Annotated in this window: 12 protein-coding genes; 8 read left to right on the top strand and 4 right to left on the bottom strand. The window is 43.7% G+C overall.

The window, feature by feature from the left end; all coding sequences use genetic code 11:
- Positions 1-73: 73 nt before the first annotated feature.
- Positions 74-1,642, top strand: a complete 1,569-nt coding sequence (locus DW694_RS03370) for a family 78 glycoside hydrolase catalytic domain (protein WP_118752545.1) — start codon at positions 74-76, stop codon at positions 1,640-1,642.
- A gap of 230 nt (positions 1,643-1,872) precedes the next feature.
- Here the strand turns inward: DW694_RS03370 and DW694_RS03365 are convergent, their stop codons facing one another.
- From DW694_RS03365 to DW694_RS03350, 3 genes are all read right to left on the bottom strand, one after another.
- Positions 1,873-2,160 (bottom strand): hypothetical protein, encoded by a 288-nt coding sequence (locus DW694_RS03365; protein ID WP_118752544.1) that lies wholly within the window; start codon positions 2,158-2,160, stop codon positions 1,873-1,875.
- Positions 2,161-2,304: 144 nt separating this feature from the next.
- Entirely contained in the window at positions 2,305-2,931 is a 627-nt protein-coding gene (locus DW694_RS03360; protein WP_110102487.1) for a hypothetical protein, read from the bottom strand.
- Positions 2,932-3,269: 338 nt separating this feature from the next.
- Positions 3,270-3,623 (bottom strand): BlaI/MecI/CopY family transcriptional regulator, encoded by a 354-nt coding sequence (locus DW694_RS03350; RefSeq protein WP_110102485.1) that lies wholly within the window; start codon positions 3,621-3,623, stop codon positions 3,270-3,272.
- 236 nt (positions 3,624-3,859) lie between these two features.
- On the opposite strand from DW694_RS03350, the gene DW694_RS03345 reads away from it, so the two are divergent.
- From DW694_RS03345 to thrS, 3 genes are all read left to right on the top strand, one after another.
- A complete protein-coding gene (locus DW694_RS03345; RefSeq protein WP_015527105.1) occupies positions 3,860-4,369 on the top strand; it encodes an SEC-C metal-binding domain-containing protein in 510 nt (169 codons plus the stop codon).
- Positions 4,369-4,851, top strand: a complete 483-nt coding sequence (locus tag DW694_RS03340) for a YdcF family protein (protein WP_118752543.1) — start codon at positions 4,369-4,371, stop codon at positions 4,849-4,851. Before DW694_RS03345 ends, DW694_RS03340 begins: the two co-directional genes overlap by 1 nt.
- A gap of 421 nt (positions 4,852-5,272) precedes the next feature.
- The gene (gene thrS, locus DW694_RS03335; protein ID WP_110102483.1) at positions 5,273-7,234 is read left to right on the top strand and encodes a threonine--tRNA ligase; all 1,962 of its coding nucleotides are present in this window, start codon (positions 5,273-5,275) and stop codon (positions 7,232-7,234) included.
- A gap of 126 nt (positions 7,235-7,360) precedes the next feature.
- Here thrS and DW694_RS03330 read toward each other — a convergent pair whose 3' ends face one another.
- Entirely contained in the window at positions 7,361-8,227 is an 867-nt protein-coding gene (locus tag DW694_RS03330; RefSeq protein ID WP_021652363.1) for a shikimate dehydrogenase, read from the bottom strand.
- A gap of 297 nt (positions 8,228-8,524) precedes the next feature.
- On the opposite strand from DW694_RS03330, the gene DW694_RS03325 reads away from it, so the two are divergent.
- The 4 genes from DW694_RS03325 to proS all read left to right on the top strand — a co-directional run bounded on the left by DW694_RS03325 (position 8,525) and on the right by proS (position 13,354).
- On the top strand, positions 8,525-9,376 hold the full coding sequence (locus DW694_RS03325; protein WP_182465473.1) for a sigma-E processing peptidase SpoIIGA: 852 nt from the start codon (positions 8,525-8,527) through the stop codon (positions 9,374-9,376).
- A 16-nt stretch (positions 9,377-9,392) separates the two neighbouring features.
- Positions 9,393-10,118 carry an RNA polymerase sporulation sigma factor SigE gene (gene sigE, locus DW694_RS03320; RefSeq protein ID WP_015527110.1) on the top strand — a complete coding sequence of 242 codons (726 nt, stop codon included), beginning with the start codon at positions 9,393-9,395 and terminating at the stop codon, positions 10,116-10,118.
- Entirely contained in the window at positions 10,111-11,316 is a 1,206-nt protein-coding gene (locus tag DW694_RS03310; RefSeq protein ID WP_302471765.1) for an HD domain-containing protein, read from the top strand. The genes sigE and DW694_RS03310 overlap by 8 nt, the downstream gene beginning before the upstream one ends.
- Positions 11,317-11,914: 598 nt before the next feature.
- Positions 11,915-13,354 carry a proline--tRNA ligase gene (gene proS, locus DW694_RS03305; RefSeq protein WP_015527114.1) on the top strand — a complete coding sequence of 480 codons (1,440 nt, stop codon included), beginning with the start codon at positions 11,915-11,917 and terminating at the stop codon, positions 13,352-13,354.
- Positions 13,355-13,606 lie beyond the last annotated feature (252 nt).

The raw sequence follows: 13,606 nt of genomic DNA, 5'->3' as shown, positions 1-13,606 counted from the left end.
GAAAAAGTGAAAAAGTGTATAGTAATGCAGAAAGAATCATCGAAGAACTGGATGAAAGGAGAATGATCATATAATGGCAGAGGTAAGTATTGATCTTAATATGGTCCGTGTGACCAATGAGGATTTTGTAAAAAAAGCAGAAGCATGTACACCGGAGTTACTGAAAACGGTAGTTCGTCCGGTTTCTATTGTAGACATCGTAAAAACAGAAGAGGTCTATCCTGAGGTTCACAAAAAGGATGAGATCAAAAATCTTTCAGGCTATCATCTTGCAAAGGGAGACAAGATCTGTCTGGATTTTGGAGATCATCAGGTAGGATATGTGACTCTGAAGCTGAATTCCGTAGGAAGCCCTCAGGATGCACCGGCATTTTTCAGATTGAAGTTCGGAGAGATCGCCAAGGAGATGACCGAGGATTCTGCAGACTATGACGGATGGATCAGCAGAAGCTGGATACAGGAAGAATTTATCCATATCGATGTTCTTCCGGCAGAGCTGAAGCTTCCGAGAAGATATGCCTTCCGTTATATGGAGATCGAAGCTATAGATACTTCCATGAAATGGCAGATGGTAGTGGAAGATGTGTTCTGTACCAGTGTTTCTTCTGTCAGAATGGAAGATGTGAAGCCGGTGGAAAGCGAGGATGAAATGATCCGCAGACTGGATCGTGTCAGCCTTCGTACTCTGCAAAACTGCATGCAGACCGTATTTGAGGACGGCCCTAAGAGAGACCGCCGTCTGTGGCTTGGAGATTTAAGACTTCAGGCGCTTGCAAATTATGAGACATTCCACAACATGGAGCTGGTAAAAAGATGTCTGTATCTGTTTGCAGGCCAGACAAAGGACAATGGACAGGTAAGTGCCTGCCTTTTCACAGAACCGAAATTTATTGTGGATGATACCTTCCTTCTGGATTATTCCATGTTCTTCGGAGCATCCCTTTGTGACTACTACGAAGCATCCGGTGACAAGGAGACCTTAAAGGATTTAAGTGCCTGTGCATATCGTCAGATGGAGATCGCAAAAGAGCAGTTCGATGAAAACGGACTTATGAAAAACGGAGATGGTTTCTGGGGCTTTATCGACTGGACAGAGGGTCTGAACAAGCAGAGCGCAATGCAGGGTGTTTATATCTACTGTGCGAAGAAAGTACAGAAGATCGCAGAACTCCTCGGAGATATGGAAAAAGCAGAAGAACTGAAACAAGAGGCTGAGGCAAAAACAGCGTCTGCAAAAAAATATCTTTTTGATGAAGAGAGCGGGCTGTTCGTCAGTGGCGACGAAAAACAGATCAACTATGCAAGTCAGGTATGGATGATCCTGGCGGAAGCGGTCAGCGGCGAAGAGGGAGCAGAAATACTGGATCGTCTGGTGGAACTGAAACCGGAAAAAGGAATGGTTTCTCCGTATATGAACCATCATTTTGTGGAAGCGCTTCTGATGTGTGGTAAAAAAGACCAGGCAATGAAATATATGAAATATTACTGGGGCGGAATGATAAACCATGGTGCGGATACATTCTGGGAGCTTTATAATCCTGAAAATCCTGCAGAATCTCCATATGGAAGCAGCATTGTCAACAGCTACTGCCACGCATGGAGCTGCACTCCGACTTATCTTCTCAGAAAGTATTTTAACTGAAGCAGGTAAGTCCCCTGTGGGGGCGCGAATTTATGCGATCAGCATAAATTCTGTACATCGCGAAGCGTGTTACTGAGAACGGAGTGAACAGTAACTCTGAAACAGTTAAGACAGGCGGAAAATCCGCCTGCTCTTGACATGCAGATTTGCAACTGTTGTTATATATAAAACAAGGGCGAAAAGCTCTATGAAAGAACTTTTCACCCTTTATTATCATAGAAGAATCTTATTTACAGACTTTTTCTCACAGTCTCTCTGGAGTTTACTATTGCTTTTTTGGCAGCATCAAAATCCTTTTCTAGTACATAAATACATGTTGTTTCATTCTTATGATCAATTCCCGATGCAAAAGTATGATAAAAAATCAAGAAAAAAAGATTATTGATAAATGTTGCTTTTTTCAATCTGGTTTCATAAGGAATATTATTTTCATTCAACGCTTGTGTTAATCGCACGAGATGATCCATATTATCAGTTTCACATAATTTAATTTTTCCATTATCCTGAATATACTTCATAAAACCACCTCCGTGCTATACGTACACATATAAGAATAAATAATTTTATTTTGCCACTTGATACCTTTTCCCATTATCGTATGTATTATAATTTTCAGTTGTACTTATCAATGATTTTGTTGTTTTTAAATTTTCTGTTTCTTATTAAAAAACATAATTGCAGGATACACTAACCTTTTTTCCATTCACAGTCCCACTGATGTAAGCACCAACTTTATGTCCTAATCCATATCCATACTTTCCTTTTGGCCAATTAGTTGTTGTATTATAGCTATTAATAAAGGTTGCACTACTCGATTTGCTATTAGTACCAAGATCTTGACCCCAAACTATTTTTTTCCCTGTCATATTGTAATTTCCTGATATTTTTGTCCAATCACCTCCTGCAGTTTTAAGGCAAGCCCAAGTTCCATCATCGTACCAAGAAATTCGGGCATTTCCTTTCCACCCATAGAATGTATTGCTATTTGTTTGAGACGGTGCTCTTTTAGCACTGGCTTTTTCATCTCCTACAGATATAATGGCTATAATTTCCTTTCCATCAGCACTACGAGAACACTTAATGTTTTCATCTTCAACATTATATGAAGAGACGAAGCCACTTTTAACATCTTGAATTGTTACAGTTGTTACAATTCTATTTTTTACATCTTTTGCATCCAGCTTTGATGCTACTTTAACGTTATTATTATTTGCAAAAGCAGTTGTACATATAGAAAATAAACATAAAGCAACAATCATACAGCTACATAACCATTTGTTAGTCTTCATAAATGTATCCCTCCACTTCTTATATCATTCGTTCTTTATAATAACTGCTAAGGACTGTAATAAGTGAAATACTGAATCCTATTCTCTATATTATAAAAAAAATTTTCTCAATATTCCCTGTTGTTAACGAAACTGTACTTGCTGAAAAGTAGCTATGTGATTGAAAAATGGCAGAATTGGTAACTTTAACGACAGAATCAGGCGAAGCAATGCAATTTCCCAGAGTATCACATAAATACGTCCGGGAATACGATTCTTCAGACATGCATGTGCCATCAAAACCAGACCAATAAACATACTTGAAATAATCAGCATCTGACGTATCATAGTCCAGCACCTCATTTCTCTAGCATTTTCTTTATCTGCCTACGTTCCTCCTCTGATAATTTTTCATGACTCACAAAGGAAGCAAAAAAATTTATTTTTGATCCGTGAAACAGTTTATCAATGAGTTCCTTTGTTTCAAATTCTTCAACATTCTCTTTGGAAATCAATGGTTTGCACATATAGTTGCTTCCATAACGTTCAATAGCTCCTTTTGCAACACATTTTTTAATAACCGTATAAGTAGTATTTTTATTCCAGCCAATCTCTGCGTTTAAAATTTCCGAAATATGTTTAGCTGAATCATCTCCCTCCTTCCATAAAACCTCCATAACTTTAAGTTCTGAATCATATAATTTCGTATTCATAATTACTCCTCTTAGACTATTGCAATAGTTTATACATTCATACTATCATAATAGTCTCGAATTGTCAATCCAATCTGTTTCAAATCAAATGCCTACTCAGTGTGATAAAATAACTCAGATATGAAACAGATATATTTGATTTCTTCGCCAAAAGATGATATAATAAGTAGAAATTGCGAAGCGGAATATAAATCTCCGTCTTATTTATCTAAAATTTTGGAAAAGAGGATCAGACAATGAGCGATATGACAATTCTTGAGCAGTGGCGTTCCATTGCTTATAATCAGAATGCAGATAAGAATAAGCTTCAGCGCTTCTGGGCAAATTATTTTAACATTGAGAAGAATATTTATGAGCAGCTTCTTGAGAACCCGGATGAGGTTGTTTCCGGAACTGTAAAAGAGCTTGCGGAGAAATACGGTCAGGACGTTATGACTATGGTTGGTTTCCTTGACGGGATCAATGACAGCCTGAAGGTTCCGAACCCAATCGAGACTATGGATGAGGATACCAAGGTAAACCTTGCATTTGATAAAGAGGCACTCTATAAGAACATGGTAGATGCCAAGGCTGACTGGCTTTACAACCTTCCTCAGTGGGACAAGATCTTCACAGAAGAGAAAAAGAAAACCCTCTACATGGAGCAGAAGAAATCCGGCACAGTTGTGAAACCGCACAAGGTCGGAAGAAACGATCCGTGCCCATGCGGAAGCGGCAAGAAATACAAACACTGCTGCGGAAGATAATGAGCGTAAAGAAGAATCTGGATTACATTATCGTGTTAGGTGCCCATGTGGACGGAACACGGATGACACTTGCCCTTCTGGAACGAGCCAGAAGGGCCCTTCTTTATCTTGAAGAAAATCCGGGTACGAAGGCAGTGCTCTCCGGAGGAAAAGGCGATGGAGAAAACATTTCCGAGGCAGAGGCCATGTATCGCTACCTTACCGGTCACGGAATAAACGGGGACAGACTGATACGGGAAGAAGAATCTACCAGTACGAAAGAGAATTTGGAATTCAGCCGCAGAAGGATCGGAACCACAGACTGTTCCGTAGGCGTGGTGACGAACAATTTTCATGTATGGAGAGGAGCAGCCATTGCAAGAAAATGTGGATTCCGGGAAGTGGCCATGGTACCTTCCAGGTATCGAAGCTGGCGTCTTTTTATCTACATTCCCCGTGAGATTTTGGCTATTATCAAAGACAAACTCATGGGAAATCTGTAGATCTGTGCGAGAAGAGAAATCTCAAAAATTTTGTCAACATGCGTTGACAAATAAAAATACTGCGCTTATAATGAACCACAGAAAAAGAAATAAAAAACACGTTGACGAGACGAGTAAGCTGTGAAACGTTACAGAGAGAGATGTGAAGTGCTGGAAACATCTTATCGGGAAACAGCCGAAGACTACCTCCGAGTGGCCCCAATCCGGTCCGGTGATTCCGTTATCATCATAATTGAGAGGCTTTGCATCCTGGCATGACCGGGCAGCAGAGCAAGCAGGGTGGAACCGCGAGAATGAATGAACTCGTCCCTTACAGTATGTGATGTACTGTGAGGGATTTTTTTATTGCAGAATCTCTTGCAAAAGCAGACACATACTGTGTACCATAGAAACTTCATTTCAAATGAAAGGAGAAACAACAATGATCATTACATTAAAAGACGGCTCAAAAAAAGAATATGCAGAAGCAAAAGCTGTGATCGATATCGCATATGACATCAGCGAAGGCCTTGCACGTGCTGCATGTGCAGGAGAAGTAAACGGAGAGGTCGTAGATCTTCGTACAGTTCTTGACAGCGACTGTGAGCTGAATATCCTTACAGCGAAAGACGAGAAGGGCCTTGCAGTTCTCCGTCATACAGCATCTCACGTAATGGCACAGGCTGTACAGAACTTATACCCGGAGGCAAAGGTTGCCATCGGACCATCCATTGATACAGGCTTCTACTATGATTTCGACCACGAGCCATTTTCACGTGAGGATCTTGACGCCATTGAGAAAGAGATGAAAAAGATCATCAAAAAAGGCGCAAAGATCGAGCGTTTTACAAAATCCCGTGAGGATGCCATCGCATACTTTAAAGAGAAAAATGAGCCATACAAGGTTGAGCTGATCGAGGATCTTCCGGAGGGAGAAGAGATTTCCTTCTATTCACAGGGAGACTGGACAGACCTCTGTGCAGGCCCGCACCTGATGAGTGTAAAAGGCATCAAGGCATTCAAGCTTCTTTCTTCTTCCAGCGCATACTGGAGAGGCAGTGAGAAAAACGCAATGCTCACACGTATCTACGGAACAGCCTATGCTACAAAGGATGAGCTGAAAGAGCATCTGGAGCAGATGGAAGAAGCAAAGAGACGTGATCATAACAAGCTTGGCCGTGAGATGAAGATCTTCACAACTGTAGATGTGATCGGACAGGGACTTCCGCTTATCATGCCAAACGGTGTGATCATGATGCAGGAGCTTCAGCGTTGGATCGAGGATGAGGAGACAAAGCGTGGATACGTAAGAACAAAAACTCCTCTTATGGCAAAGAGCGATCTTTACAAGATCTCCGGACACTGGGATCATTACAAAGATGGTATGTTCGTACTTGGTGATGAGGAGAAGGACAAAGAGGTTTATGCACTTCGTCCGATGACATGTCCGTTCCAGTACTATGTATACAAAGCAGAGCAGCACAGCTACCGTGATCTGCCGATCCGTCTCGGCGAGACCTCCACACTGTTCCGTAATGAGGATTCCGGAGAGATGCATGGCCTGACACGAGTTCGTCAGTTTACTATTTCCGAGGGACATCTGATCGTAAGACCGGACCAGATGGTAAAAGAGTTCAAAGACTGTATCGCACTTGCCCAGTACTGTCTGCAGGTACTTGGTGTTGAGGAAGATGTAACCTATCATCTTTCCAAATGGGATCCGACAAACAAAGAGAAATACATCGGTGAGCCGGAGGTATGGGAAGAGACAGAAGGCCATATCCGCCAGATGCTTGAGGAGCTGAACATTCCATTCACAGAGGATGTGGGCGAGGCTGCTTTCTACGGACCGAAGGTTGATATCAACGCAAAGAACGTATACGGAAAAGAAGACACAATGATCACGATCCAGTGGGATGCACTTCTCGCAGAGCAGTTTGATATGTACTATATCGATGAGAATGGCGACAAACAGCGTCCGTACATCATCCACCGTACATCCATGGGATGCTATGAGAGAACACTGGCATGGCTCATTGAGAAATACGCAGGAATGTTCCCGACATGGCTCTGCCCGGAGCAGGTTCGTGTGATCCCGATCTCCGAGAAGTATAACGATTATGCACAGAAGGTTGAAGCTCAGATGAGAGAAGCAGGAATCCGCTGCTCTGTAGACGGACGTTCCGAGAAGATGGGATACAAGATCCGTGAGGCACGTCTTGAGAGAGTACCTTACATGCTTATCGTTGGTGCAAAAGAGGAAGAAGAGGGTAAGGTTTCCGTAAGAAGCCGCTATCTTGGCGATGAGGGAATGAAAGAGCTTGGTGAGTTCATTGACTTCATCAAAGAAGAGATCAAGAACAAAACGATCCGTAAGATCGAGGTTCAGGAAGAGAAGAAATAAACAAAACAGATGATTGACGGATAAATAAAAGGCGACCCGTGTGATAGGCGGGCCGCCTTTATTTTTGATCCGGCAATATTGAGGCCACGCTGTGATGCGGAGGCGGTCAGTATTGTCGGATATTTTTTATTTAAAATATTTCTCCCTGACGAGCTCAACCGGCATGTCCAGTCCGGTCCAGATGTGGAAAGCCTTTACACCCTGGTGGAGCAGCATGTACATTCCGTTAAAGGTCGGACATCCGGCTTCCCGGGCTTCCCTGAGAAGTCTTGTTTCTCTTGGTTCATATACAACATCGGCTACGGTAAGCTCCGGATGGAACAGAGCCTTGTCCGGGATCACGGTGCCTGTCACATCCGGAACCATTCCCACAGAAGTTGCATTGATGAGGAGATTGCTTTCCTCCAGTGCGTCTTTTAGCGCAGTGTGATCATCCATCTCATGAAGGATCATCTCACATTCTGTCATATGAGACATTTTTTCTGCCATGGCAGCGGCACGTTCCCAGTAACGGCTGGTAGGACGTGCAAAAACATGGATCTTTTTTGCACCCTCCAGTGCGGACTGGCCGCAGATCGCCATTCCGGCACCGCCGACGCCCATAACGGTGATGGTGCGTCCTTTTACATCACAGCCGGCATCTCTGGCAGACTGGGTAAATCCATAACCATCCGTATTAAACCCCTTTAATTTTCCATTGTCGTTGCGTACGGTATTTACCGCTCCGATCAGCTGGGCAGTGGGAGAAAGCTCGTCCAGAAGCTCCACGATCTTATTCTTGTTTGGCATGGTCAGGTTAAAGCCCTTGATCCCACAGGCTTTCAGTCCTTCCACAGCCTGGGGAAGGGTCTCCTCTGTTACATCAAAACAGAGATACACATAATCAAGTCCAAGATAACGGAATGCCTCATTGTGCATTAAAGGTGATACGCTGTGTGCCACGGGGCTTCCCAGAAGGCCGGTAAGCCCGGTATGTCCGGTAATATTGATCATTGTTCGATTCCCTCCTGTATCTCATATAATAGAATTTCTTTACGAAATATAATAAAAAATATTTTAGCACTATAAAGTGCGAAAATCAACAAATACAAATATTGTACGGAAATTTATACATTTTTGTCGCCGATTCATAGAAAAAATCTATAAATGTCGAGACAGACAGAAACGACCCGATAAGTTAGAAGAATCGACATCCGGATTTGACAAAATATGCAAAGAGCCTGCCCTATAATAAATACACTTACCAAAGTTGAGAATCGATGGCAGACGAAACAGCAGTGGGGGAAGCTTATGTATCAGAGGATGTACATAGATATCGTTTTTATGACGAATTTCCTTATGGATTACATGCTTTTAAGACTTGTGGGAAAATTTCTGCATCTTGATGGGAAACGCAGAAGATGTGTGATATCCGCTGCCTTTGGATCTTTTGTATCCTGCCTGCTTGTATGTGCACCTTTTAAGATCATTTTTCCTGCCGCTGTACTGATCCATGGCGGCTGCGCTTTTTTTATGGCGTCGTTTGCTTTTCGACTGAAAAAAGGCGGCCTTCTTGTAAAAACCATTCTGGCTCTGTATTTCACAGCTTTTGTGGTTGGCGGGATCTATCAGGCACTGGAAACGGAAAGAACCATGACGGTGAAAATATTTCTGCTTTTTCTGGCAGGGATTTATGGCACACTTTATACTCTGGGATGTGTGACCGAGACCTTCCGGTTTGGAAGAAGAAATATTTTTCCGGTCACTTTGAAATATCAGGGGAAGCTGCAGCAGACATACGGCTTTTATGATACCGGAAATCTCCTTATGGATCCTGTGAAAAAACAGCCGGTATCGATCATCAAACAGGAACTCCTGGGAAGCCTGATATCGAAAGAGCAGGTGAAAAAACTGATGGATATTAAAGATAAACCAGAGGCACTGGAAAATACAGGATTTGTCAGTCTGCAGCCGCATTTTCTGAGCTGTCATACCGCAGATGGAAAAAAAGGACTGCTGCTGGCAGTGATCCTTGATGAACTTCTGATCCAGACTCCCGAAAGGGTGGTACATGTAGGAAAACCGGTGCTTGCTATAACATCCGAGCCCTCAGCTTTGGGAGAAGAGTACGAGATACTTTTGAATTCCAGACTATTAAATTGAGAAGGGGGCTTATGTTATGAACAGAGCAGCTGCAAGATCCTATCCGTTTCAGGTGATCCGGAAATTTATGTTCAATCGTCCGGGAGAGGTTTTTTATATTGGTGGAAATGATATCCTTCCGGCGCCGTTGTCAGCGGAACGGGAGGCTGAAGTGATCGAAATGTTGGGAACAGAAAAGGAAAAAGAGGGAAAGTCGGTTCTGATCGAGCATAATCTACGGCTGGTGGTTTATATTGCAAAGAAATTTGATAATACAGGGGTAGGTGTGGAGGATCTGATCTCCATCGGAACCATAGGGCTCATAAAGGCTATCAATACCTTTGATCCGGTAAAAAATATCAAGCTTGCTACCTATGCATCACGATGTATCGAAAATGAGATCCTGATGTATCTGAGGAGAAACAGCAAAACAAAGATGGAGGTTTCCATTGATGAGCCGCTGAATGTGGACTGGGATGGAAATGAGCTGCTACTTTCGGATATTCTGGGAACGGATGACGATGTGATCTCCAGACGTCTGGAAGATGAGGTGGAGATCGCACTTCTTGGAAAAGCCATCAGCAAACTGACAAAGCGGGAACAGATGATCATCCGTCTGCGATTCGGCATCGGAAACCGGGAAGGAAGCGAGAAAACACAGAAGGAGGTAGCGGATCTTTTAGGAATTTCGCAATCCTACATTTCCCGCCTGGAAAAGCGGATCATGAAGCGGCTGAGGAAAGAAATCGTAAAGTATGAATAGAAGAAACCGGAAAAAACGGTTTACCGGACAGGTTTCCCTTATGGAGGAAGTAAAACCAAAAAATATTTTTGAGACACCACAGAGAGATGAGCGTCTTGGATGGACCGGTGATGCAGAAATCTTCTGCCGTACGGCATGCTTCCTTGAAAATACCTATTCCTTCTACCGAAAATGGCTCCGTGATGTGGAGGCAGACCAGACAGAGGAGGGCGGTGTTGCCCATGTTGTTCCGGATATCATTTCCGGAAACGAAGGGTATAATTGGCTCCTTGAGCAGGGAAGTCATTCGGCAGCAGCGAGAAGATTTAAAATTCCGGGAAATACAGTAGAATTTGTCAGAGACCTTCGATATAATAAATACAGAGTGTTTACAGAACTACAGAATGAACAAAAGAAGAAGGGGTGTGGCAGAATGATCGACATTGCACATGCAAAACAGGAATTCGAAAAATATCTGGATGAATACGACCGGGAGGATGAACAGATCTGTCTGAAGATCGTACATACCTATGGCGTGGTGAAATACGCAGGAGAGATTGCCAGAAAAATGGAATGTTCCGGTGAAGATGTGGAACTTGCGGAGCTGATCGGTCTGCTTCATGATATTGGCCGTTTTGAGCAGATCCGTAGATTTCACAGCTTTGAGCCGGGAACCATGGATCATGCCGTGTTCGGTGCAGAACTTCTCTTCGGGGAGGAGAAGCTGATCCGGCGCTTCGTGGAGGATGATAAATTTGATGAGCTGATCGATGCAGCAATTCGGAAGCACAGTGATTTCAAACTGGAAGGAATCCACGATGCAAGAACACTTTTCCATGCAAAACTGATCCGGGATGCCGACAAGCTGGATAACTGCAGAGTAAAGCTGGAGGCGTCAATAGAGGCCATGCTTGGTGTATCAGAAGAGGTTGCAGGAGAAGGGCTGATCTCACCGGCAGTGTGGGAGTCCTGTCTCAGAAGAGAATCCGTGTTATCCGCAGACAGACATGTGCCGGTGGATTACTGGGTATCTTATCTTGCACAGTATTATGATATTAATTTTCCTGAGACCTGTGAGATCATCGAAGAAGAGGATTATATCACCAGGATCGCAGGTCGGCTGACTTACCAGGAGCAGGATACCAGAACTAAGCTCCATATTCTCACAGAAGATCTGAACAGGTATCTGGAGATGCCGGCTGTGTCTGTGAAGGAATAGGATCATAGCAGTTACTGTTCACTGGTAATGTCCCGCGAGGTGTTTTTTGTGAGCGAAGGTCACAGAAACCCCGAGACATACCATGCGAATTTATGCGATTAACATAAATTCTGTGCATCGCGAAGCGTGTTACTGAGAACGGAGTGAACAGTAACTCATAGCAGAGAGACTTGTTATATTTTTTTGTTTGGGGTTGACTTTGAGGTGGTTTTCGCCTAAAATATATCAAAGATACGGCGATGATGAGAATAGTACACAGGGAATTATCTCAGAGAGGGATCTGCTTTGGTGGAAGGATCCTGTGCGTGAACTGTGGAACCGGCCTCGGAGCTCTGCGTGATTGAAGCGTGGCGTGTGTTTCCGGCGTTAACGGGTGTTGAGAGAACAGCTTTTCAGGCTGTTAACTGGGGTGGTACCGCCGAAGTCATTCGGTCCCTTGTGAGGGATTTGGATGGCTTATTTTTTTGTCCATAAAACGGGATTGTAAATGCAGTGTACGGTTTATGGGACAGAAGAGTGAGCTGGAAGGATTCCGGATTGCTGTGGCTGCTTGACAGCCGGCAATATGTAACAGATCACAAGAAAAAGGAGATTTATCATGGCAAAAGAAAAGAAATTAGTACAGGCCATCACATCTATGGATGAGGATTTTGCTCAGTGGTATACAGACGTTGTTAAGAAGGCTGAGCTCTGTGGCTATACAAGTGTTAAGGGCTGTATGGCGATCAAACCTGCAGGTTATGCAATCTGGGAGAATATCCAGCATGAGCTTGACCGCAGATTTAAAGAAACCGGTGTAGAGAACGTTTACATGCCGATCTTTATCCCGGAGTCTCTTCTTGATAAAGAGAAAGATCATGTAGAAGGTTTTGCTCCGGAGGTTGCATGGGTGACTCATGGCGGCCTTGATCCGCTGCAGGAGAGACTTTGCGTGCGTCCGACTTCTGAGACTCTGTTCTGCGATTTCTACCAGAAAGAGATCCAGTCCCACAGAGATCTTCCAAAGGTATATAATCAGTGGTGTTCCGTTGTCCGTTGGGAGAAGACAACACGTCCATTCCTTCGTTCCAGAGAGTTCCTGTGGCAGGAGGGACATACTGCTCATGCAACAGCTGAGGAAGCGGAGCAGCGTACCATCCAGATGCTGAACATCTATGCAGACTTCTGCGAGGAAGTTCTTGCGATTCCGGTCATCAAAGGCCAGAAGACAGACAAGGAGAAATTTGCAGGTGCTGAGGCTACTTATACCATCGAATCTCTGATGCACGACGGTAAGGCTCTCCAGTCCGGTACAAGCCATAACTTTGGAGATGGCTTTGCCAAAGCATTCGGAATCCAGTACACAGATAAAGATAACACACTGAAATATGTTCACCAGACATCCTGGGGAATGACAACCCGTATGATCGGTGCGATCATCATGGTTCACGGTGACAACAGCGGACTTGTTCTTCCTCCGAGGATCGCTCCGGTACAGACTGTGATCATTCCGATCCAGCAGCGTAAAGAGGGTGTTATGGAGAAGGCTGACGAGCTTCTTGCAGCACTGAAGGCAGCAGGTATCCGTGCAAAGGTTGACGCGACAGACAAGAGCCCGGGATTCAAGTTTGCTGAGCAGGAGATGCGTGGTATCCCGCTTCGTGTGGAATGTGGACCGAAGGATATCGAGAACGGTCAGGCAGTTCTCTGCAGAAGAGATACCCGTGAGAAATACACAGTATCCTTCGAGGAACTTGCAGATAAGGTAAAAGAGCTTCTGGATACCATTCAGCATGATATGCTGGAGCGCGCACGTGCACACAGAGAGGCACATACTTACGTAGCAAAGAATTATGAGGAGTTCGGTGAGATCATCAACAGCAAACCGGGATTCATCAAAGCTATGTGGTGCGGTGATCGTGCATGTGAAGACAAGATCAAGGAAGATTTCCAGGCAACATCCAGATGTATGCCGTTTGAGCAGGAGCAGTTAAGCGACGTTTGCGTATGCTGCGGAAAACCGGCTAAGAAAATGGTTTACTGGGGACGTGCATACTAAAATATAATTTATATTGCAGAAACAGCGGCGGGGCAAAATATGCTCCGCTGTTTTTATCCAATGCGTCGTAAAACCCCTTGCTTCAGCTATGGGGATATAAGACGCGTCCATCGAATTTATGCAAGTAATTGAAGATGGACAAAATAGTAATTGTATTAACTAATGAACCATAGTATAATATAAATATGAACATAACATATAAATTAAACAACAATGTCGTCTATTCCTGTAAATACCATGTAGTATGGTGTC

This window comes from Ruminococcus sp. AM26-12LB (assembly GCF_003480785.1).
GTDB classification, from domain to species: Bacteria; Bacillota; Clostridia; order Lachnospirales; family Lachnospiraceae; genus Blautia_A; species Blautia_A fusiformis.
Note: the sequence above shows the minus strand (reverse complement) of the source record. Positions and strands in the feature narration are given on the sequence as shown.